Below are 23,163 nucleotides of genomic sequence, written 5' to 3'. Positions count from 1 at the left end.
CTTTCATTTCTGGAAACGGTTTATAAGGATTGAAAAATCCTATCTATTACATTTACTCTCCAGTATTCTTATTCTTTCCAATTTTGAAGTCGGTCGAGGTATAAATAGCTCTCGACAAATGTTCTATGTTCTGGACTCGTCATTTTTTCTACTAAGTGTAATGCTGAAATATAACTGGCCAGATTTCCGTTTGAAGAACTGAATTTTCCATCTTCCACAAAAGTCACCAAACTATCATTTTGCACTTTCAAATTAGGATACTCCTTTTGTAATTGCTCGCCACCTCCTATCCAGGTTACTATTTTATGTCCATCTGCAATACCAGATTTACCAATGAGTTGTGCTCCGGCACAATTACTCACAATATATTCTGTCTCTTTATTTTTATCTCTTATAAAATTTATAATACTATGGTTGTGTACTTGTGCATACATATCGTACGCACTAGGCACAAATAACGCATCCAACTTCGGGCAATTTTTGAAGGTATAATCAGGAACAAACCGCATCCCTTCTTCCGTAGTAATTGGATGTTCTGTTTCTGCAATGGTAACTACATTAAAAAGTTGTATTCCGTCTTCGCTAGGTTTTGAAAAAACATCGGAGGTTGCTATTACTTCGCTTTGCAAAACGCCGTTGTACATTAGGAGTCCTATGGTTGGTAATTCCTCTTTAAAGAGTTTTACATGTTTTGTGAGGGTGTCTGTTGTCGTTTCGGTTGTATTTATAATTTCGGTTTGGGGGATTTGTATTGATGTTTTGGAATTACAACTACTCAAAATAGTTGTAAAGATTACTATGAGTATAATTTTCGATTTTATCATGTATGCTAGCATTTTTGAAGAATTAAGTAGTGCTTTTCCTGGGATACATTTTTAGGAATAGTTTTATTACGTAGTAGCAATTATAGAAATATACTTATTTCCTTCTTTAGTTTAGTACTCTTACTGTTTTGATGCGCACCTCCTTTATAGGCCTGTCTGTAGAAGTTGTTTCAACTTTTGCAATGGAGTCTATTACTTCCATTCCTGCTACAACTTCCCCAAAAACCGTATAGTTTTGGTCCAATCTTGGATAACCGCCAATTGTTTTATAGGTTTCTCTATATGCATCAGGCATAACATAAGATGTAAAATTTTCTTCAGTAGTTGCCAAATTTGAAATACTATCCAGTAATGTATTGTAACGTTCCCTATTTCCAGCATTTAAAGCATCTTGGATTGAGTCGAGTAGGGCTTTTTTTTCAGGGAAGTTTTTATAGTATGCTTGTGCTTTATTCTGATTTGTATAGGTTTCAGCTTTATCGAGAAGACTGTCATTTTGAATTTTCCCTTGTACTATATAAAATTGCATAGCGCTAGACGCTTTTTCGGGATTATTATCTCGAGCAGCAGCCAAAGCTCCTTTCTTATGAAATAATTCCCTATTAATTTCAGCTTGTATACTATAAGGTGCATCTCCTTCTCCAAGCGTATCATTTGCCTGTGCCTTTCGACTATCTGGATCACCACCCTGAATCATAAAATTGTGAATAACCCGATGAAAAAGTAAACTGTCGTACGCTTTGTTAGTAGCCAGATTGATAAAATTATCCCTGTGTAGAGGTGTTTCATTGTACAATTCGATGGTCATGGTTCCATAATTAGTGACCATTTCAATCTGCTTGCGAGTTTCTTCTGGTTTGTTTACCTGTTCCACCCGCTGTTGACACCCCAAGAATAGTAGTATCCCAAATGTGAACAAACAGTATGTAAGGAATGAATTCATAACTTTTTGATGTATTTGATTATTTCTAAAGGTCTTGTATATACCTTGTAGCGTGCAAATTAGTGATTAGTTTTTGGTTGAGCACGAGCCGGATTTTTTAATTCTCTTATTTTTAGTTGTTCCATAAACCAAATTAAAAAATTTGACGGACTTTCAGGTATCTCTTAATCTTGAAGTGTGCACCTATTTGTATATGCCGAAAATAGAGTAGTATCCTAATGGTTTCGGGTTGCTTGTAATCTGTTTCTGTTTTAAATCATTTCGGGATTCGTTATAAATTTCTACTCACCATATAGCTAAAAAACAACATATCAATTGCATACCTAAGCTACATGTTTTTTGTATATTTAAGGTATGAATATTTCAAGTGAAGCATACGAGATCATTATAGCTGTCATTTTAATTTCTGTAGCGATGATTTTAGTTGGTTACTTAACCAATCGTAGCAGGAATTTTAGAAGCAGTAGAAATAAAAGGGCAAGAAAGCAGTTTCCTTCTAAATTTCAATAAATTTTCATTGATTTCTTTTACAGACCGCAACGTTTTTAGGCAAGCAGCTGCTGTGCCTTACTCATTATTTCACTATTACTAATCAGTTTTTGGTTAGTACCTATACAACGAAGTTTTTTTATTTTCCATCTGCTTATAGGATAATGAAGTACTGGTGTTCCATAGTTGTCGCCATCGCGTTATATAATGACACCAAAATATGTTTGTAAAATGCCTACCACAAAAAAAGCCCTTTCCAAAACTGGAAAGGGCTTTTACTATTTCAAAAACTTTCGGGATTATTTCTTCCCGTCCATTTTGTCTTTCAATTCTTGTAATTTAGAATTGGCATCCCCAAGTGTCGGTTTAGACTCTTCGGCTTGTGTAGCAGCTTTCTTAGCAGCTTGCTTTACAATTTTTGCTTCTTCTTCTTTGTGAATCGCCATATGCGACGCTACCACTTTCTTGAATTCTTTGTTAAACTCAATGATCTGGAATTCGGCTTCTTCTCCTTTGTTAAGATCTGTTCCGTCTTCTTTCTCTAAGTGACGCTTTGGTACAAATGCAGAGATGTCTTCGTTAAAGTTAATCACCGCTCCTTTGTCTACCATCTCATCGATAGCAGCTGTGTGCTTAGATCCTACTTTAAACTCATCTTCATACTTATCCCAAGGATTATCTTCTGTTTGCTTGTGACCTAAGCTTAACTTACGTCCTTCCACATCCAATTCTAACACAACTACCTCTAGTTTGTCACCAATGTTGGTAAACTCGCTAGGGTGCTTCACTTTCTTAGTCCAAGAAAGGTCGCTAATGTAGATAAGACCGTCAATACCTTCTTCCAATTCTACGAACACACCAAAGTTGGTAAAGTTACGTACAATCCCTGTGTGGCGTGAACCAACTGGGTATTTGGTAGTAATATCTGTCCAAGGGTCTGGTGTTAATTGCTTAATACCAAGACTCATCTTGCGTTCTTCTCTATCTAGTGTTAAGATTTGAGCATTCACTTTATCTCCTACATTTACAAAATCCTGTGCGCTACGTAAGTGCGTAGACCAAGACATTTCAGAAACGTGGATTAATCCTTCTACACCTTCAGTAACTTCAACAAAAGCACCGTAGTCTGCAATAACAACTACCTTACCTTCTACTTTGTCACCTACTTTCATTTCTTCACCCAAGGCTTCCCAAGGATGTGCATTTAATTGCTTCAATCCTAATTGGATACGTGTCTTATCCTCGTCAAAGTCTAAGATTACCACGTTCAATTTCTGGTCTAGCTCTACAATCTCGTTCGGGTGGTTGATACGTGACCAAGAAAGATCTGTAATATGCACCAATCCATCAACACCTCCAAGATCCACAAATACTCCGTACGAAGTGATGTTTTTAACAACACCTTCCAATACCTGACCTTTTTCAAGCTGCCCGATAATTTCTTTTTTCTGTTCTTCGATATCTGCTTCGATCAACGCTTTATGAGAAACTACAACGTTTTTAAATTCGTGGTTTATTTTCACCACTTTGAATTCCATTGTTTTTCCTACATATACATCGTAATCGCGAATTGGCTTCACATCTATTTGTGAACCTGGCAAGAATGCCTCAATTCCAAATACATCTACAATCATACCTCCTTTAGTTCTGCACTTCACAAAACCGTTAACGATGGTACTTTCGTCGTGAGCCGCATTTACACGATCCCAAGCTTTAATAGTACGTGCTTTACGGTGAGACAAGATTAACTGTCCTGTGCTGTCTTCACGTACATCTATTAATACTTCTACTTTGTCCCCTACTTTTAAGTCTGGGTTGTAACGAAATTCGTTTAAAGAAATAACACCTTCACTCTTCGCGTTAATGTCGATAATCGCATCACGGTCTGATAGGTGAATTACTACACCTTCAACAACCTCATCATCTAAGGTATCTACAAAGTTTTCGGCTACTAATTTCTCGAACTCTTCTAACTGCTGTCCATCTACTGGGTCAATACCCTCTTCGTAGTTGTGCCAGTTAAAATCTTCTAGAAATTTTTCCGGATTTTTTTGTTGAGGAGAAACTTCTTCTTTAGGAGTTTCAGTACTCTTTTCGTCTTTAGAGTCGGCTACCTCTTCTGTTACCTCTTCTTGTGACGCTGTTCTGGTTCTGGTTGTTTTTGTAGTCTCTTCTACTGCTGCAGAAGTTTCAACCGCTTTGTCTGCAACTTTTTCTGCAGCTTCTTCTTTTGTTTTTGCTTTATCAGCCATTTTAGTTTGATTGTTATATCCGTTTTTTTTTAAGTTTTCCGCCTTCGCGGAAAAGAAAAGAGATCTAACTTTGTATCCTGTGTTCTTTCAAGTAATTACTGCAACGATCCCACAAGAGGGTTTAGTTTTTGTTTTTGAATACGTCCTTTTATACTTGATGCTGTTGCTAAAAAGGAGCTTGCCTCTGCAGATTTTCTGCGTTAGAGGGGTGCAAAAATAAGCTTTTTGTTTTGAAAATCAAAGATTTTCTAAATTTTAGATACGTGGCGACCGATTTAAAATTTCAACCTGATTATTGCTACCATCACCTAGAATAAATTTAGAAAAGCTCCAGCATTTCTAAACCTGTGCTTACCCGTATCGTTCAGGTGAATAAAGGGCTACAAACCTTAAAATTTTTATAAAAATTTTATAGTCACAGCTATGCACCTTAGTTTTATAAAAACAATTATACTATGAAATTTATAGCCTCCATCTTACTAACCATTATTGCCATTAATTCTTGCGGAGATACAAAAGAAAACAACTCAAAAACAGTTACGTATTATATAAACAGTACTAAGGTAGCCTGTGAGGGTGTTGGAAAAATGCAATGTCTTCAAATAAAAAAAGGTGAAACTATGCCAGCGGGCGATTGGAGTAATTTCTATGGAAGTATTGAAGGCTTTGACTACCAACAAGGATATACTTATAAACTTTTGGTAAAAGAAGAGACATTAGATCCTGCAAAAGTACCTGCAGATGCTTCTTCTATGAGCTATACGCTTGCTGAAGTTTTGGATAAAAAACAAGACCCAACCTTTAGACTCCACGATATCTGGGCGTTACAGGCAATTAACGGTAAAGATATTTCTTCTGAAACCCATCAAAAACCAAACAAACAACCCACGCTAGAAATTTTTGTAGCCGAAAAAAGGATTGCCGGTACCGATGGGTGTAACAGCCTTTTTGGTAGTATTGAAACCCTCACCGAAACTCAACTTAGCTTTTCAAAAATGGGCAGCACCAAGATGATGTGTCCAAGTATGAAAGTTCCTAACGCTTTTACGGAAGCCTTGAGCAATACACAAACCTATAAAATTGAAAAACTCAACCTCTATTTTTATAATGCTGAAGGGGATGAAGTATTGCAATTTGTGAAAGTGGATTGAGGAAGTAAAAGAATATATTAGTTTATACTCCCCCTTCCGAATTTCGGTTTAAAAAATGTGCAATTCAATTTAACTCGGTTTCCGAAATCCACCTTCCCCCAAGACGCGGGAAAAAGCATAGGTTTAAATTTGAAATCAAACCCGCCCCGCAATCCTATCTTTTGCCAGTTGTAAGATGGTATGAAACTGATCTTCCAGATTCATATCAGAATTATCTATTTCTATAGCATCTTCGGCTTTGCGTAGTGGGGAATCTTCTCTGGTAGTGTCAATATGGTCGCGCTCTTGTACATTTTCCAATACCTCTTGATAGGTTACAGTATCACCGTGCGCCAGAAGTTCTTTGTAACGGCGTTCGGCACGTTGTTGTGCGCTCGCAGTCATAAAAATTTTAAGTTCAGCATTTGGAAATACTACGGTACCAATATCACGCCCGTCCATAACTACACCTTTCCCTTCGCCCATTTTTTTTTGTTGCTCTACCAGTTTTCGGCGTACTTCACTAATGGTAGCCACTGGACTTACATATTCCGACACACTTAAATGGCGGATATCTTTTTCAACATTTTCACCGTTAAGATGAATTTCAGCTGTATCTGCACCCTTTTTTCTGAATTCTAGTTGAATGTTAGGCAACGCAGCAATTAATTTGGATGTATGTACTTTACCTTCAGCAACCATATTGTTCTGCATTGCAAAAAGCGTCACAGCTCTGTACATAGCGCCTGTATCTACATACACATACGCTAACCAATCTGCCAACTGTTTGGCAACGGTGCTCTTTCCTGTTGAAGAATATCCATCTATGGCAATAGTAATTTTGTGCATTATTGCAAGTTTATATTGAGTCCAAAGGTGCTTGTTGTAGCTGCACTGTTAAATCGAGAATAGGCATAACTTAAGCGCAATTTATTTAGTTTAATGGAGAATCCCGCAGTTAAACCCGCAAAAGAACGCTGCTCTACGATACGAAGCTCCTCTGCCCTACGTACATTATACCCTAATCGTATATTGAAACCACTTTCCGGAAAAATCTCGATCGCAAAAATCATATGCCTAAAGGCATTATCTATAAGTCCAATATTTTCTGAAGTAACTTCTCCTTCCAAATCTATTTCATCACGGTTGGGATTGGCAAAAGCGATGTTCCATCGTTGCATATTCTCCAAAGTGAAATGCCAGCGAATAGGAATATTTTCTAGCGTTTGTGAAATTCCGAAGATAAGCTCAAAAGGTAGTTTTTCGTATGTATTTTCATAAGGTGTGATTTGTGTTCCCACATTCCTGGCGACACCGGTAATATTTAAATCCCAGTCCTCATATACATACATCACCCCAATATCTGCCGCTACTCCAAACGAAGTATACTGCTCTAGTTTGGATGAGATAAATTTCACATTGGCACCTACATGAAAATTGGTAAATGCTATATTTCTTGCGTGACCCAATGAAAGGGCAATTTCGCCACCGCTAAACGTATCGGTGGCATTCCCGTTTTCATCATAGCCATCAAAGCTTCCGTAGTTAATATAAGTAACACCCGTATGTAACACCTGCGTACGTCTATCCCATAAATAGGCGTAGGTAGCGGTACCATAGTTTACATCGCCAATATAATTTGCATAGTTAAGTGCTAACTGATTGTCCATAGCAGGATTAATAGAAGCGGGATTGTACAATCCTTGCGTAGGATCATAATCGTAATTCGTAATATTTTTTCCTCCTAAGGCCGCTTGCCGGGTAGAGGTAACCAAATCTAAAAACTGGTAGGTTGCACGTCCTCCTATTTGGGCAACAGCGGGTAGCGCCATTACAATAGCAAGAAGCAATAAAACCTTTTTTAGCATGGGCGTGAGATTGTGTTTCCTAAAGGAGTTAACGACTGCAATAATAATTTATTTTTAGCGGAGCACGAAATGATTGTACTTTTAAATGTATTTGCCCTAACTTCGGCAAAAAGAGCTCTTAATTTATAAATAAGTAATAAATGTTTATGAGAATACACTCATAATCGGATTAAAACAATAATTTTAAGGTATAAATTATTAATTATGAAATACTTACTATTTATTCTCGCCTTTTACGGTTTTACTAACGCGCAAACTGTCGATCCAGATTTTTTTAATCAAACTTGGTATTTGTACGAAATATACGATAGTGATTTCAATGAAACATTTTTTGTAGAAGGATACCAACCCTATGCTGGTAACCCAGAAATTGAACAAATTACTCCAAACATATTCATTGACGAAACGCTAGCATTTAATGGCCTCGGAATTTGTAATACTATTTCTGGCACCTTAGAGCAAGATCCAATAACCGGCGATTTTAGAACCGTGAGCACAACTAGCACCTCCAATGCCTGTGGTTTTTTTGAAGATACCGATGAGCTTTATATATTTGGACCCTTTGCATTTGTAGACCCAGACCAAACCCTCTCTACAATAATCAATCCTTCTATCACTACCGATTCCGATGGGTTTCAGACCATGCGTTTTTCAACGCAACCCTTTGTATCTTATACCTACAGAAATTCGCCCATATTAACTATCAACGATTTTAATACATCCTCTATTACCGTTTTCCCCAATCCCGTTGAGAATGTGCTTCACATACAATCTGAAGGGCAGCCAATTACTTCCTTTCGCATTTTTTCTAATACTGGAACGGTATTGTTAGAATCCAGTATACCAAGTAGTGAGAATAGCCTTGACGCCTCTCAATTTCCAGCTGGCATCTATTTTTTACAGGTACATTCTCAAAACGGAAAAGAAAGTTTCAAAATAATTAAAAAGTAGATGTATATAAAAACACCCCTAACTAAGGGGTGTTTTATTTAAAGCGTCTTTGAGTTCTTCACTTTTTGCTTGGTTAAAGCTAGATCTAAAACATCGCTCATCTCTTTGACGTAATGAAACGTCAATCCTTTTAAATACTCTGGTTTTATTTCTTCTATGTCACGTTTATTGTCCTCACACAGCAGGATTTCTTTAATCCTTGCGCGTTTAGCTGCCAGGATTTTTTCTTTAATTCCCCCAACAGGTAACACTTTTCCTCTCAAAGTGATTTCCCCTGTCATTGCTATACTTTTCTTCACTTTGCGTTGGGTAAATAAAGAAACTAAAGACGTTAACATGGTAATCCCTGCACTTGGCCCATCTTTTGGCGTAGCGCCTTCTGGTACGTGAATGTGAACGTTGTATTTTTCAAAAATTTCAGTAGACAAGCCTAACTTTTCGGCATTTGCTTTTATGTATTCTAAGGCGATGGTAGCAGATTCTTTCATCACTTTTCCAAGGTTTCCTGTCATGGTAAGGGTTCCTTTTCCTTTAGAAAGTATCGATTCAATAAAAAGAATATCACCACCCACACGTGTCCAAGCCAAGCCAGTTACAACACCTGCTACGTCGTTATTTTCGTATTTATTGCGCTCCATTCGTGGTGGCCCTAAAGCTTCCAAAACAGTAGCGTTGGTTACTTTTTTAGTGTACTCCTCCTCCATCGCAATCCTCATTGCGGCGTGACGTACCATCTTAGCGATTTGCTTTTCCAGTCCTCTTACACCACTTTCGCGGGTATAGCCTTCCACTATTTTTTCTAGTTGTGGCTTGGCAATTTGAAGGTGTTTTTTTGTTAATCCGTGTTCTTTTAATTGCTTCGGAAGTAGATGCGCCTTGGCTATCTCTACTTTCTCTTCAATAGTATATCCCGTTACGTTAATTATCTCCATTCTATCTCGCAATGCTGGCTGAATGGTCCCCATACTATTTGAAGTGGCAATAAACATAACCTTAGAAAGGTCGTATCCCAACTCCAAAAAGTTATCGTAAAACTCGCTATTTTGTTCTGGATCCAAAACTTCCAGCATAGCCGAAGATGGATCTCCTTGGCTTCCTACCGAAAGTTTATCAATCTCGTCCAGCACAAACACAGGATTACTGGTCCCTGCCTTTTTCAAACTTTTAATAATACGTCCTGGCATAGCACCAATATAGGTTTTACGGTGCCCGCGGATTTCTGCTTCGTCACGTAAACCACCTAAGCTCATACGTACATATTCTCTTCCAAGCGCTTCGGCAATAGATTTTCCAAGCGATGTTTTCCCTACTCCTGGAGGTCCGTAGAGACACAGGATGGGCGATTTCATATCTCCTCTAAGCTTTAAAACGGCCAGATACTCTATAATCCGTTTTTTTACATCATCTAGCCCGTAATGGTCGCGATCTAATATTTTCTTCGCTCTTTTTAAGTCGAATTTATCTTTACTGAATTGACTCCAAGGTAAATCCAACAGCAAATCCAGGTAATTTTTCTGAATGCTGAATTCTGCTACCTGCGGATTCATACGTTGTAATTTGGTCAATTCTTTATCGAAATGCTTTTGTGTGTCCTTCTTCCATTTTTTGGATTTGGAACGTGCGCGCATTTCTTCTATTTCGGCTTCGTTACTGTTCCCGCCCAGCTCCTGCTGGATGGTTTTCATTTGCTGGTTTAAGAAATACTCCCGCTGTTGCTGGCTTATATCACTTTCAACCTTAGACTGAATATCGTTACGAAGCGATAATTTCTGTAACTCCACATTCATATATCGCAACGTTTCTAAAGCACGTTCCTTCAAATCGTTAATTTCTAACAATTTTTGTTTTTCTTCCACTGAAATATTCAGATTAGAAGACACAAAATTTATTAGAAATGAGGAGCTCTCAATATTTTTAATGGCAAACGCAGCTTCTGAAGGGATGTTTGGACTGTCTTTAATTATGGTAAGTGCCAATTCCTTTATAGAACTTATAATTTCCTGAAACTCTGCGTTCTCTTTGGCCGGACGTGCTTCGGCTACTTCACGAATTGTGGCCGTCATATACGGATCTGTGGTCATTACTTCCGCCACTTCAAAGCGTTTTTTACCTTGGATAATCACAGTGGTATTACCGTCGGGCATTTTTAGTACGCGTAATATTTGCGCTACCGTACCAATAGAATTAATATCCTTTGGACCTGGATTTTCTTTAGATTCGTCTATTTGTGAAACCACACCAATTACTTTTCCACTTTTATTGGTTTCGTTTATGAGTTTTATAGACTTGTCGCGTCCTGCTGTGATTGGAATTACCACACCAGGGAACAACACTGTATTACGCAAAGGTAAAATTGGGAGTGTAGTGGGAAGTTCTTCTTTGTTCATGGCATCTTCATCTTCGGTCGTCATAAGCGGAATAAGATCTGCTTCGTCCTTTAAATCTTGAAGTGACAACTTGTCGAGGGAAATTAATTTAGATTTCGTCATATATATGTTTACGACATTCTGTCACCAATGGTTTTGGATTCAAAATGTTTTTAATGTTTCGTTTAAGTACTGTTATTACTGAAACCTTACGTACCATAACATTTCAGTAATGCTTCGCTATCAATAATTCAATAGTTATGCCACGTGTAAAAATAATTTCAGCACAAGTGTAACAATTTAAAAGCAACTGTATCTTTACTACAAATCACAAAGATTTTTGGCACTAACCTTCCAAGACATATCAGCAGTATTGGTTCTTTGTAAAAAAGGAAATCAGCTAGCACAATTAGAAGTGTACAATCGGTATCATAAAGCGATGTATAATGTAGCTCTTCGAATTGTGAAGGACACTGCCTTGGCAGAAGATTGTATGCAGGAAGGATTCATTACAGCGTTTGAAAAATTAGATACTTTTAAAGGAGAAGCCGTTTTTGGTGCGTGGTTAAAGCGAATTGTAGTAAACAAAAGTATTGCGCACTACCATAAAAATAAAAAGTATGTAGCCATCTCCGAAACTATAGAAGCCTTTTTAGAAGCCGAAGAAGTTGAGGAAATTGAAGAAGATTTGTGTGAAGATGCATATACCACGTTGAAAGCAACACAGGTTCTAAACTGTATGCAGGAAATGCATAGTAGTTACCAGCGAATTTTAACGCTTCATTTTATTGAAGGATACGATTACGAAGAAATTTGCGAGATTTTGAAAATAAGCAATGCCAACTGCCGTACACTCATCTCTCGCGCTAAAGAAAGTTTACGAAAAAAATTGAATGTGTAAATACCCGCCTTTACCTTGTCTCCGACGAAGGAGACACGAATGAAAGCTAGACATAATAAAGATGAAAGAACAAGATAACATAACACACCTATTTGAGCGCCTTACAGGTAATTTTGATTTAAACGAAACGCCACAAGGACATCAAAGACGGTTTTTAGAGAAACTCAACCAAGAGCAAGCCAAACCCAAGAAATTAAACTTTTGGAAGTTGGGAAGTATTGCCGCAGCCATCACTCTGCTTATAATTTTGGGTGGCAGTCTATTTGCTCCACAGCAACCTCAAGAAGCAGATTTAGCGAGTGTCTCGCCAGAAATGGAACAAACACAATCCTTTTTTACCACAGCCATCCATACCGAAATAGAAGCACTAAAAAAGTTTGAATCCCCAGAAAACAACACTCTTATTCAAGATGCGCTTTTACAAGTAGACAAGCTGGAAAAAGACTACCAATCTCTTAAAAAAGACCTAGTTGAAAGTGGAAATAACAAACAGGTAATAAACGCTATGATTACCAACTTTCAGAACAGGATTGCTGTGTTGGAAAAGGTTTCAGAAACTATAGAAACAATTAAAAAACTTAAAAACACTACAGATGAAACATATTTATAAGCTACTTTTCTTAGTGGTCTTACTGCCCCTTTCGGTAGTAGCAAATGACTCAAAATTTAAAGGTAAACATACCAAAGAGAAGAAAATCCATAAAGAATACACCGTAAATGCTGATGCTGGACTAAAAATTAACAACAGTTATGGAAGCGTACATATTGTTACGTGGAGCCAAAATAAAACGGTGATTGATGTTATCATAAAAACGAATGGCAATAATGAAGATAAAGTTTCAGAAAAATTGAATGAAATTACAATAGACTTCAATAGTACCAGCGCTATGGTTTCGGCTATCACGCAATTTGGATCTAAAAAAGGCACTTGGAGCAGTTGGTGGGGTAAAGGGAACGATAACGTTTCGGTAGAGGTAAATTATATTATTAAACTGCCTGCAACCAACAGCGTGAATATACATAATGATTATGGTACCGTTAGTATTGATATGCTAAAAGGAAATGCCTCTATTCATTGCGATTACGGACAGTTAATTATTGGAGAGTTAATGGCAGAGAACAACACGCTTAACTTTGATTACACTCAAAATGCTACTATCCAATATATGAAGAGCGGTAAAATAAACGCAGATTATTCGGAATTTACATTACAAAAGGCAGAACGTCTACACTTAAATGCAGATTACTCTACTTCTGAGATTGGTGACGTTCATGACCTTAATTACAATAATAACCACGGAAAAATAAGCCTAGATAAAGTGGGAAAAATAGTAGGTAGAGGAGATTATATTCAGCATAACATTGGCAGCGTTTCTAAAAGCCTCAATATTAATACAGATTATGGCGGAGTAAATATAGACAGCCTTTTGGCTAGCTGTGAAGCGGTATTAATTAATGCCAATTACGCACGGGTTACACTTGGACTTTCACAAGGACTTGCTTTTAATTTTGAACTGGATTTAAATTACAGCAGTCTTAAAGGCAAAGATTTGTTTCAATACACCAATACGTCTGAAGATAACTCATCAAAATTGTATCTTGGCTTCTACGGAAAAAAAGACAGCGGGAATATCCTTACCATTAAAGCCAATTATGGCGGTGTAACTTTTAATAAAAAATAACAAAAACACTCAAGTATTATGAAAAACACAAGCAAACTATCAATTGTAATAGCCCTCGCTCTATTAGGCAGCTTAGGCGTTCAGGCACAAAGGGGAAATAAACAAGTAAAGGGTAGTGGTACAATTACCACAACCAAAGTTACTACAGCAGATTATGATGAAATTGCTGTAATAGGCTCTTTAACTGCTGAATTGGTTTCAGGAAAAGAAGGAGATCTACGTATAAAAGCAGACGACAACCTTCATGAATTAGTTGAAATTGAGAGTACCAACGGAAAGCTTACTATTAAAATGAAAAACGGGGTTTCGTATTCTTCAAAACACGATATAATTATCACCGTTCCATTTGAGGATATCTCCACCATCTCATTAACAGGAAGTGGCGATATAATAGGCAAAAGTAAAGTTACAGGCAATGCTCTTACCATTAGTGTAACAGGAAGTGGCGATGTAGCTTTAGATACTGAAGCCACAGGAATAGATGCCAAAGTAACAGGAAGTGGAGACATGAAACTTTCTGGAAAAGTTGAAAACCTAGAAGTAAAAGTAAGTGGTAGTGGAGATTTTGAAGGTTACAGCCTGGATGCTACTAACGTAGAAGTGTATGTCTCGGGGTCTGGAGGCGCACAAGTGGCTGCAAATGCTACCATGAAAGCCCGTGTAAATGGTTCTGGAGACATTAGATACAAAGGAAATCCAGCGACAAGCGACAAAAAAGTAATGGGTTCTGGTTCTGTGAAGGCGCAGTAGTCCTTTCAATACAATTCCTATAAAATGCTTTCCAGCATTTTATAGGAATCACTCAAGAACCTTAAATTCTGCAGTCTATTTAACTTTGTTAAATGCACTTGATAAGCAAAGGTTCTTGAGTGATTTTTATTATGCGCAGCAAATATTAAAAATTGTACCGAAAGGCCGAATTATTTTAAAGCCATTTCTTACGTTTAAAATACCAGAGTAACCCACAGAAAACAGCAATCATCGCTCCCCAAAGATAGAAATATCCATATTTCATTTGAAGTTCTGGAATGTATTCAAAGTTCATTCCGTAAATACCTGCCATAAATGTAAGTGGAATAAAAATAGAAGCCATAATGGTTAACACCTTCATTACTTCGTTCATTTTGTTGCTAATAGTGGTCATATACATGTCCATTAAGCCCCAGATCATTTCCCGGTAAATATCTACACTTTCAGAAACCTGGATAATGTGGTCATACAAATCACGTATGTAATTTTGAGTTCTAACTTCAATTAAAGAAGTATCGGTTTTTTCCAATCGGTTGATCACTTCTCGCAAAGGAACCACAGCCCTTCTTATCCGAAGAATCTCCTTTTTCAACACCTGAATATCTTGGGTAATATCGTCTTCCACTTTGTCTTCAAAAAGCTGATCCTCTATAAATTCAATTTTGGCGCTTAATGTTTCAATCACACTAAAATAATTATCCACAATAGCATCCAGCAACGCAAACATTAAATAATCCGATCCCGCATTACGAATCCGTCCCTTCGCATTGGCCAGTCTGTCTCGCAGGCTATCCCATACATCGCCATCTGCCTCTTGAAATGTAGTTACATAATCTTTTCCAACTACCATACTCACATGCTCATTTACAAAATCTCCATCATCTGTATAATGCAACATTTTAAAAACTATAAATAGATAGTCTTCATATTCGTCCATCTTTGGACGCTGATTGGTGGTTACAATATCTTCTTGAATTAAAGGATGCAAGTTATAATACTCCCCTAAACGTTCTATTTCCTTGGTATTATTAAGACCATGTATGTTAATCCACGTAATATGCTCTGAAGTTTCAAAACCAAAGGCATCGTCAATATTTTCAGAATCAATACGCTTGTAATGATTTTTGGAATAATCTATAATTTCTACCTTGGTAGCAGTATTTTCTTTTTTTCCTGTATAGGTTACTGTTCCTGGCGCTTCATTATGAATAACAGGCCTTTTAATAGTTGGAATTTTTAGTCTTTTTCTCTTTTTTCTGGCAGTCATAATTTACAATTGAAGTTTAAAGGTAGGAAAACTAAACTATTTTTATACTTTTAAATCTTAATGACATCACAATATATTTTGAGTCTTTTATGCTGAAAAAACTTTTTCCGTTCGACCCTTTACTAAAACATCATCTGCTGGTAGCTTTAGGACTTGCCGTATGGATTTTTCTATTCCTTGCCCTTACAGAGCCCTTAGACACTAACGAATTTGATGGGACTGAAAAATTACTTTATTTACCCCTTTACGGGATCGCTGGCGCCACTGCTTATTTACTCATTTTGCCTTTACAAAATTTTCTTTATAGTAAAAATGAACATCAATGGATGCTTTGGAACGAAGTAGTGTTCTTTCTTTTAATGACGCTCTTTGGCTTGGTATTATCCCGGTTCATATATCTGTATGTGATTGTTCCTGGTGCGCAAAATCCTTACACATTATATTATTTCACTACTTCTTTATACCTCCCTGCTATAGCAACTATTCTCCCCATATTGGCAATAGGACGATGGGCGGCTGGGCGCTATTTTGAAAAAAAATTGGAAGATCAAAAAATTGAAATTGAAGGCGAAGGTACATATGAGGGCTTGAGACTTCAGTTAAACGACCTTGTGAGCATAAAAGCAGACGATAATTATATAGAAGTTTCATTTTTGAATAATGGCAAACTTAAAAAACAATTGATTCGTAACAAGCTCTCCAGTGTTGAAACTTGCATTCCAGATTTACTGCGAACACATAGATCCTATCTTATAAATCCGAATCATTTTCAACAATTTAAAATGGATTCTGGAAAACTGAACCTGGTACTTTCTTCTGAAATTATAATTCCTGTTTCAAAAACCTATTCAGAAACTATAAAAGAACAGTTGGGGATTTAGGAGATGGGTTGATTGGGGAATTGGGGAATTGGGGAATTGAGGAATTGGGGAATTGGGGAATTGGGGAATTAAATTATTGTTTTTTCTGCTATTACTATTGAAAGTTGTTGCTTAAAAGTCACATCACTTTAAAATTTCACCCCAACCTACATTCCATTCAAAAAACAGCTTAAAACTTCGCCACAAGGAACGGTCATTTCACCCCAAAGCATTGTATATACTAGTCTGCAAGAATTCCTAGCCATATGTTTGTGGTATCAAATAAATACAACCACCGACGCTTTCGGAACTAAAACAAACTATATGAAAATGCTATTTACCTTTCTACTCACATCTGTATTTACAATCGCATCTTTCGCACAAGTAGAAACCTGCGACTGTAAAAAAGATCTTGACTTTCTAGTAAAGAAAATGAAGAGAATGCCTTCTTTTAAAGAACAAGTTAAAAACCAAAAAGAAAATGAGTTTGATGCTCTGTATGCGCAATTAGCATCAAAAATGACCGAAAAACTTCCTATTGAAGCCTGCTTTATTCTTCTTAGTCAACAAATGGATTTTGTAAAAGACTACCACGCTTATGTAAAATTAAATACGGGATTTATAAAAAAAGATGCTGGAGAAGACACTATTTCAAAATTTAAAAACTCCATTCGCTTTAAAAACCACCCTCGGACAGATAAGGATATTGAAACGTTAAAAACAGAACTCTCACAAAAGCCCACAAGTAGTTTTGAAGGAATCTACGAACAGGGTGAAGATTTTGTAATGGGTATTTATAAGAATGATGGTAAGGATACTTATGATGGTATCGTATTAGAAAGCAAAAATCCATTGTGGGAAACTGGTCAGATCAAATTTTCGGCTACTAAGAATGCCTATGGCAACTACGATTTATATTATTATGACAGCAATACTTACAGACCCTATTATGCAAAAAATTTGCAATTTGAAAATGATAGAATCTGGGGTTTCAAAAAAGAAAAAAATGAAAATAGTTTCGAGTTTATAGAAAATGACACGCTCAACTGGGACTTTAAAATAGGTAGAGATGGCTCCCAGTATATACGAATGAAAACTTTTTCAGGAAGCTCTAGTAACCGCAGAGCGCAGGAAAATTTCATTTCAGAAATGGAGCAAAAATTAACAGCTGGTAATCTTATTTTAGATTTGAGAACTAACGGCGGAGGTAGTTATGAAGTTTCTGATCCATTTTTAAAACTTTTTAAGAAAAAAGAAGTAAAGGTTTATGTAATCACGAACCAGTTTACAGGAAGTAACGCAGAACAGTTTACTGTAAAATTACGAGAATTAGAAGGCACAGTTCATCTGGGACAAACTACTAGAGGTATTCTTGCTTATGGAAGTGACAAAAAATCTCCTGTATCTCCTTCAGGATATTTTACATACAACACTACCGATATGAATTTTCACGATCCATTTTTTAAGTACGAGGGGACAGGAGTAGTTCCGGAAATTAAACTTGACTTCGATACAGATTGGATTGAGCAAACTATTGAAATACTAAATAACACCAAATAAATTAACCAAGGTATAGCGTTATTCACAAACGATATTATGAAAAAAATACTCATCCTTTCCCTTCTCTGTATTCTTTGCACCTCTTGTAAATTAGGACGATTTGTCTATTACAACTACGCAAATATAACCGACTACCAGATTTTCCCAAGCCGCAGCATTGCGAAACCAGAAAATGCTTTTACGTTTCCAAAAGCTTCCATGCAATTTGTTCAGGATTCGCTTACGCTTACTTCTAAAGGGGAAAAAACAAAAATTATATTTGAAGAGTATCTAATCTCCAATAAAACAGTAGCTTATCTAGTGATTCAAAACGATAGCATTCTGTACGAAAACTACTTTAATGACTATGAGGAAAGCTCTATTGTAAATTCGTTTTCTATGGCAAAATCTGTACTTTCAATACTGGTTGGTGTTGCTATAGATGAAGGAAAAATAAAATCTATTCATGAGCCCGTAACCAATTATTTAACCGATTTAGAAGATGAGAAATTTAAAGATGTCACTATCGAGCATTTACTAAATATGACTTCTGGAATAGATTTTAATGAAAGTTACACAAATCCTTTTGGCGATGCTGCCACCTTTTACTACGGAACCAATGTTTCCAAAGCTGTGAACCATAAGAAGATAGCGCACGAACCCGGAACACGCTTTAAATATAGTAGTGGCGATAGTCAAGTGTTGGGAATGGTACTAGATGCAGCCTTAAAAGATGTTACTATTTCAGAATATTTAGAGACTAAAATCTGGAAACCATTAGGGATGGAATATGATGCTAACTGGAGTTTGGACAAAAAAAACAATGGTGTAGAGAAAACATTTTGCTGTTTAAACGCCAGAGCCAGGGATTTTGCTAAAATTGGCAGATTGTACCTCAACAAAGGAAACTGGAACGGTATACAACTAGTTTCTGAAGAATGGGTAGAAAATTCAACCAAAATAGATACTAGCGGCGGCAAAGTAGCTTATTACCAGCATCAATGGTGGATCAACCAAAAAGACACTTCATTCGAAGCCGAAGGAATTCTAGGACAACATATATATGTAAATCCTGAGAAAAATGTGATTATCGTAAGATTGGGAGAAAAAGTTGGTAACACAGGTAGCTGGACATCGGTGGCTCAAGGAATTGCCGCAAAACTTTACAATTGAAAACCGAACGTAGAAATTGGAAAAAGCGTCTACTTTCTACGTTCGGTTTTCTATTAATTTACTCGTTCCTATCAAACTTATGGCGCGACTGCAATGTTTTCTCAACATCTCTAATATGAAATCCTTTAGCCTGCAAGAGAACCATAAAATGAAACATAAGGTCTGCACTTTCATTTAAAAATGCCAGATCGTTGTCGTCTTTGGCCTCAATCACTACTTCTACGGCTTCTTCCCCTACTTTTTGGGCAATTTTATTCATCCCTTTTTTAAAGAGCTGCGCTACATAACTTTTTTCTTGTTCGCCATCGTTTCTTCTATCTTCTATCACATTTTCGAGATACGAAAGAAATCCGAAATTGGAAATATTCTTCTCACCCCAACAGGTGTCGGTACCTTTATGACAAGCTGGTCCTTCAGGTTTTGCCTGAATTAATAACGTATCATTGTCACAATCTACTTTTACAGAAATTAAATTTAAGTAATTTCCAGTTTCTTCCCCTTTGGTCCAAAGTCTGTTTTTACTTCGGCTATAAAAGGTTACTTTTCCTGTTTTTTCGGTCTTTTCGAAGGCTTCTTCGTTCATAAAACCTAGCATTAATACATTTTTGGTCAAATTATCCTGAATAATTGCTGGCACTAAGTTGTTGGGGTATTTTTTAAAATCTATTGTCATAATTGTTACGTTAGTGTCCCCTCGAGGAGACTTTAGAGGTGGTAAACCCAATGGTTATTTTATTTATAATCGCACAGGGATTCCCTTTTGTTTTAGTTCTTTTTTTAATACTGATATCTCTATTTCCTTAAAATGAAACACACTTGCTGCCAAGGCGGCATCTGCTTTCCCAATTGTAAAGGTATCTGAAAAATGTTTAATACTTCCCGCCCCGCCCGAAGCTATGATAGGAATATTAAGTACTTCTGAAAGTTTTGCCAACGCTTCATTCGCAAAACCATCTTTGGTGCCATCGTTATCCATGGAAGTAAATAAAATCTCTCCCGCGCCTCGTTGCTCCACTTCCTTAGCCCAATCAAAGAGATTAAGTTGTGTAGGTACTTTTCCGCCCACCAAATGTACTATCCATTCTCCATGTATAATTTTTGCATCAATCGCTACAACAATACATTGGGTGCCAAATTTAGCCACCAGATCATTAATGAGTTGCGGATTCTTTACTGCTGAAGAATTTATAGAAACTTTATCGGCGCCATTATTAAGTAAAACAGCTACATCTGCTACGCTTGAAATCCCGCCGCCTACTGTAAATGGGATATTAATTGCTTCAGCAATATTCAATACCAAATTGGCCAATGTTTTTCGTTTTTCTTCCGTGGCTGAAATGTCCAGGAATACCAACTCATCGGCTCCGTTTTCAGAATACAGTGTAGCCAGTTCAACGGGGTCGCCCGCATCACGTAGATTTACGAAGTTGACACCTTTTACGGTTCTTCCATCTTTAATGTCTAGACAAGGAATAATTCTTTTTGTTAACACGTGATTGCGTAATTAAATGGTTAAGTAAAATTGAGTCGTTTCTTTTTCTGTAAATCCCGGTAGGTATCGCTGCGTACGTAGCTACCTAAGGTTTCATAGAGAAGTACAAGGTCACACAGAAACATTTGTTATATATTTTTCAAGTTGTTTTAAAGAGATTCTATTTTCATAAATAGCTTTTCCAATAATGGTTCCTTCGCAGCCTATTTCAGCTAGTTTAGGGAGTTCATCAAAGGTGGAAATACCTCCGGAGGCAATTAATTTTATTTCGACTCCGCTCTGTGTTTGCTCTCGGCAATTTTCTAGAATCTTTTTATACAAATCAAATGCCGGGCCTTGTAACATACCATCTTTGCTAATATCGGTACAGATTACATATTGAATTCCTACTTTTTGATACCCTTGTATAAACGGAATTAATTCCTGGTCACTCTCCTCCTGCCAACCGCTCACAGCAATTTTTTCGGCCAATGCATCGGCTCCCAAGATAATTTTTCCTGAACCGTATTTTTGTATCCAGCTTTTAAAGGTTTCTTGATCTTTTACTGCAATACTTCCGCCTGTGATTTGGCTTGCGCCGCTTTCAAAAGCAACGCGAAGGTCTTCATCTGTTTTTAATCCGCCACCAAAATCAATTGTAAGGCTTGTTTTAGACGCAATTTGTTCTAAAACCTTATGGTTTACAATGTGCTTGCTTTTGGCGCCGTCTAAATCTACTAAATGTAAATATTGAATTCCGTGAGCTTCAAACTGTTTTGCCATCTCTAATGGATGCTCATTGTATATTTTTTTAGTGCTGTAATTGCCTTTGCTCAAGCGCACACACTTTCCGTCTATAATATCTATGGCTGGGATAATTCTCATGATTTTAATTTTCGTGACTAATTGTATCCTCGATACTGTTCAAGGGGCAGGCTTATTTAATTTTTAAAAAATTTTTCAATACCACTTCACCCGCACTACTACTTTTCTCTGGGTGAAACTGAACGCCGTAAAAATTATTCTTTTGCAAAGCTGCGGAATAGCGAACTCCGTATTCAGTTTCAGCAATACTTTCTTTACATATTGGCGCATAGAAGCTATGCACGGTGTACATAAATTCATTTTCTGAAATAGTACTGAATAAATCTCCTTTCAAGTTTTCAATTGTATTCCACCCTATCTGAGGAATTTTGATCTGAAGCTTCTCCTGTTTCTGAACCCTTCGACTGTGCGCTGGCTGACAAGGAAACTTTACTACATTCACATCAAAAATTCCCAATCCTTTTGTGTTTCCTTCTTCCGAAGCTTTACACATTAACTGCATTCCCAGACAAACACCCAACACGGGTTGTGTAAGCGTTGGAATAATTTTGTCTAGACCAGATTCCATCAATTTCTTCATCGCACTACTCGCCTCTCCTACGCCCGGAAAAATTACGTAATCTGCCTTACGGATTTCAGCCTCATTATCTGAAAGGACACCCTCGTATCCCAAGCGGTTTAATGCAAATTGAATGCTCTTAATATTGCCCGCTCCATAATTTATAATTGCTATTTTCATTATAACATCCCTTTGGTTGATGGCAAAATCATCTTCTCCACATCTCGTTTAGTGGCTACTTTAATGGCTTTGGCAAACGCTTTAAAAATGGCTTCAATTTTATGGTGCTCGTTGGTTCCTTCAGCTTTAATGTTCAGATTCGCTTTTGCTCCATCTGTAAAACTTTTAAAGAAATGATAAAACATTTCCGCAGGCATTTTGCCTATCATTTCACGTTTAAAATCGGCTTCCCAAACTAGCCAGTTTCTTCCACCAAAATCAATGGCTACTTGCGCTAAGCAGTCGTCCATTGGGAGACAGAAACCGTAACGTTCTATCCCTAATTTATTTCCGAGCGCCTTATGAAAAGCCTCGCCTAGGGCAATGGCGGTATCTTCAATCGTGTGATGCTCATCTACTTCCAAATCTCCTTTTACAGTAATATCCAAATCCATTTGCCCGTGACGCGCAATCTGATCCAGCATATGATCGAAAAATGCAATTCCAGTATCAATCTTACTTTTTCCAGTGCCATCAAGATTTAATGTAATATAAATATCGGTCTCGTTGGTTTTTCTTTTAATAATCGCAGTTCTTTCTTTCATTTTTAAGAACTCGTATATTTTTTCCCAATCGTTGGTCTCTAAGGCAATAAACGTGTCCAGTGCCTCTCGTTTTACCGTAATTTCTGTAGTGCCCAAATTGGTTTCATCGTTGATGAAAATTCCTTTGGAACCTAAGTTTTTAGCCAATTCTATATCGGTTAGTCGATCTCCTATTACGAATGAGTTGGCCAGGTCATACGCTCCTTCAAAATATTCGGTAAGCAATCCTGTCCCTGGCTTTCGGGTATTCGCATTTTCGTGTGGAAAGGTCCTGTCTAAGAAAACTTTATCAAATACAACCCCTTCATTTTTAAACGATGTTAGAATAAAATTTTGCACGGGCCAAAAGGTTTCTTCAGGAAACACATCGGTCCCCAGCCCGTCTTGGTTGGTAATCATTACCAGCTCAAAATCCAGCTCTTTTGCAATTTTCCCTAAATATGTAAAGGCTTTTGGATAGAAAATCATCTTTTCAAAGGCATCTATCTGTTCGTCTACAGTTTCTTTAATGAGAGTACCGTCTCGATCTATAAAAAGTATTTTTTTCAT

Annotated in this window: 21 protein-coding genes; 9 read left to right on the top strand and 12 right to left on the bottom strand. The window is 37.1% G+C overall.

Annotation, left to right across the window (positions count from 1 at the left end; all coding sequences use genetic code 11):
• Positions 1–68 precede the first annotated feature (68 nt).
• The 3 genes from ACQ2HF_RS11105 to rpsA all read right to left on the bottom strand — a co-directional run bounded on the left by ACQ2HF_RS11105 (position 69) and on the right by rpsA (position 4,508).
• Positions 69–824 (bottom strand): DJ-1/PfpI family protein, encoded by a 756-nt coding sequence (locus ACQ2HF_RS11105; RefSeq protein ID WP_432410489.1) that lies wholly within the window; start codon positions 822–824, stop codon positions 69–71.
• 106 nt (positions 825–930) lie between these two features.
• A complete protein-coding gene (locus ACQ2HF_RS11100) occupies positions 931–1,767 on the bottom strand; it encodes a peptidylprolyl isomerase (protein WP_432410488.1) in 837 nt (278 codons plus the stop codon).
• Positions 1,768–2,555: 788 nt separating this feature from the next.
• Positions 2,556–4,508: a 30S ribosomal protein S1 gene (rpsA, locus tag ACQ2HF_RS11095; protein WP_432410487.1), complete on the bottom strand. Its 1,953-nt coding sequence runs from the start codon at positions 4,506–4,508 to the stop codon at positions 2,556–2,558.
• A 455-nt stretch (positions 4,509–4,963) separates the two neighbouring features.
• On the opposite strand from rpsA, the gene ACQ2HF_RS11090 reads away from it, so the two are divergent.
• Complete coding sequence (locus ACQ2HF_RS11090; protein ID WP_432410486.1) at positions 4,964–5,659, top strand: DUF4377 domain-containing protein; 696 nt, start codon at positions 4,964–4,966, stop codon at positions 5,657–5,659.
• Positions 5,660–5,794: 135 nt separating this feature from the next.
• Here the strand turns inward: ACQ2HF_RS11090 and cmk are convergent, their stop codons facing one another.
• Positions 5,795–6,487: a (d)CMP kinase gene (gene cmk, locus ACQ2HF_RS11085; RefSeq protein WP_432410485.1), complete on the bottom strand. Its 693-nt coding sequence runs from the start codon at positions 6,485–6,487 to the stop codon at positions 5,795–5,797.
• The gene (gene porQ / locus ACQ2HF_RS11080; protein ID WP_432410484.1) at positions 6,487–7,506 is read right to left on the bottom strand and encodes a type IX secretion system protein PorQ; all 1,020 of its coding nucleotides are present in this window, start codon (positions 7,504–7,506) and stop codon (positions 6,487–6,489) included. Before porQ ends, cmk begins: the two co-directional genes overlap by 1 nt.
• A gap of 204 nt (positions 7,507–7,710) precedes the next feature.
• Here porQ and ACQ2HF_RS11075 point away from each other — a divergent pair, with 204 nt between their 5' ends.
• The gene (locus tag ACQ2HF_RS11075) at positions 7,711–8,457 is read left to right on the top strand and encodes a T9SS type A sorting domain-containing protein (protein ID WP_432410483.1); all 747 of its coding nucleotides are present in this window, start codon (positions 7,711–7,713) and stop codon (positions 8,455–8,457) included.
• 38 nt (positions 8,458–8,495) lie between these two features.
• Here the strand turns inward: ACQ2HF_RS11075 and lon are convergent, their stop codons facing one another.
• Positions 8,496–10,946: an endopeptidase La gene (lon, locus tag ACQ2HF_RS11070; RefSeq protein WP_432410482.1), complete on the bottom strand. Its 2,451-nt coding sequence runs from the start codon at positions 10,944–10,946 to the stop codon at positions 8,496–8,498.
• Between the two features lie 217 nt (positions 10,947–11,163).
• On the opposite strand from lon, the gene ACQ2HF_RS11065 reads away from it, so the two are divergent.
• From ACQ2HF_RS11065 to ACQ2HF_RS11050, 4 genes are all read left to right on the top strand, one after another.
• Positions 11,164–11,724 (top strand): RNA polymerase sigma factor, encoded by a 561-nt coding sequence (locus ACQ2HF_RS11065; protein ID WP_432410481.1) that lies wholly within the window; start codon positions 11,164–11,166, stop codon positions 11,722–11,724.
• A 61-nt stretch (positions 11,725–11,785) separates the two neighbouring features.
• On the top strand, positions 11,786–12,334 hold the full coding sequence (locus ACQ2HF_RS11060; RefSeq protein WP_432410480.1) for a hypothetical protein: 549 nt from the start codon (positions 11,786–11,788) through the stop codon (positions 12,332–12,334).
• A complete protein-coding gene (locus tag ACQ2HF_RS11055) occupies positions 12,318–13,406 on the top strand; it encodes a hypothetical protein (protein WP_432410479.1) in 1,089 nt (362 codons plus the stop codon). Before ACQ2HF_RS11060 ends, ACQ2HF_RS11055 begins: the two co-directional genes overlap by 17 nt.
• 18 nt (positions 13,407–13,424) lie before the next feature.
• The gene (locus tag ACQ2HF_RS11050; protein WP_432410478.1) at positions 13,425–14,156 is read left to right on the top strand and encodes a head GIN domain-containing protein; all 732 of its coding nucleotides are present in this window, start codon (positions 13,425–13,427) and stop codon (positions 14,154–14,156) included.
• Between the two features lie 175 nt (positions 14,157–14,331).
• Here ACQ2HF_RS11050 and corA read toward each other — a convergent pair whose 3' ends face one another.
• Entirely contained in the window at positions 14,332–15,423 is a 1,092-nt protein-coding gene (gene corA / locus ACQ2HF_RS11045) for a magnesium/cobalt transporter CorA (RefSeq protein WP_432410477.1), read from the bottom strand.
• Positions 15,424–15,512: 89 nt separating this feature from the next.
• On the opposite strand from corA, the gene ACQ2HF_RS11040 reads away from it, so the two are divergent.
• The 3 genes from ACQ2HF_RS11040 to ACQ2HF_RS11030 all read left to right on the top strand — a co-directional run bounded on the left by ACQ2HF_RS11040 (position 15,513) and on the right by ACQ2HF_RS11030 (position 18,995).
• Complete coding sequence (locus tag ACQ2HF_RS11040; protein ID WP_432410476.1) at positions 15,513–16,304, top strand: LytTR family DNA-binding domain-containing protein; 792 nt, start codon at positions 15,513–15,515, stop codon at positions 16,302–16,304.
• Positions 16,305–16,607: 303 nt separating this feature from the next.
• On the top strand, positions 16,608–17,843 hold the full coding sequence (locus tag ACQ2HF_RS11035; RefSeq protein ID WP_432410475.1) for a S41 family peptidase: 1,236 nt from the start codon (positions 16,608–16,610) through the stop codon (positions 17,841–17,843).
• 36 nt (positions 17,844–17,879) lie between these two features.
• On the top strand, positions 17,880–18,995 hold the full coding sequence (locus ACQ2HF_RS11030; protein WP_432410474.1) for a serine hydrolase domain-containing protein: 1,116 nt from the start codon (positions 17,880–17,882) through the stop codon (positions 18,993–18,995).
• A gap of 58 nt (positions 18,996–19,053) precedes the next feature.
• Here ACQ2HF_RS11030 and hisIE read toward each other — a convergent pair whose 3' ends face one another.
• From hisIE to hisB, 5 genes are all read right to left on the bottom strand, one after another.
• Positions 19,054–19,668, bottom strand: a complete 615-nt coding sequence (gene hisIE, locus ACQ2HF_RS11025; protein WP_432410473.1) for a bifunctional phosphoribosyl-AMP cyclohydrolase/phosphoribosyl-ATP diphosphatase HisIE — start codon at positions 19,666–19,668, stop codon at positions 19,054–19,056.
• Positions 19,669–19,731: 63 nt separating this feature from the next.
• Entirely contained in the window at positions 19,732–20,487 is a 756-nt protein-coding gene (gene hisF / locus ACQ2HF_RS11020; RefSeq protein WP_432410472.1) for an imidazole glycerol phosphate synthase subunit HisF, read from the bottom strand.
• 111 nt (positions 20,488–20,598) lie between these two features.
• Positions 20,599–21,351 carry a 1-(5-phosphoribosyl)-5-[(5-phosphoribosylamino)methylideneamino]imidazole-4-carboxamide isomerase gene (gene hisA, locus ACQ2HF_RS11015; protein ID WP_432410471.1) on the bottom strand — a complete coding sequence of 251 codons (753 nt, stop codon included), beginning with the start codon at positions 21,349–21,351 and terminating at the stop codon, positions 20,599–20,601.
• Between the two features lie 52 nt (positions 21,352–21,403).
• On the bottom strand, positions 21,404–22,030 hold the full coding sequence (hisH, locus tag ACQ2HF_RS11010) for an imidazole glycerol phosphate synthase subunit HisH (RefSeq protein ID WP_432410470.1): 627 nt from the start codon (positions 22,028–22,030) through the stop codon (positions 21,404–21,406).
• Positions 22,030–23,163 (bottom strand): bifunctional histidinol-phosphatase/imidazoleglycerol-phosphate dehydratase HisB, encoded by a 1,134-nt coding sequence (gene hisB, locus ACQ2HF_RS11005; RefSeq protein ID WP_432410469.1) that lies wholly within the window; start codon positions 23,161–23,163, stop codon positions 22,030–22,032. Before hisB ends, hisH begins: the two co-directional genes overlap by 1 nt.

The organism is Rasiella sp. SM2506, from assembly GCF_050859505.1.
Taxonomy (GTDB): domain Bacteria; phylum Bacteroidota; class Bacteroidia; order Flavobacteriales; family Flavobacteriaceae; genus Marinirhabdus.
This window is presented reverse-complemented; position numbering and strand designations above follow the sequence as displayed.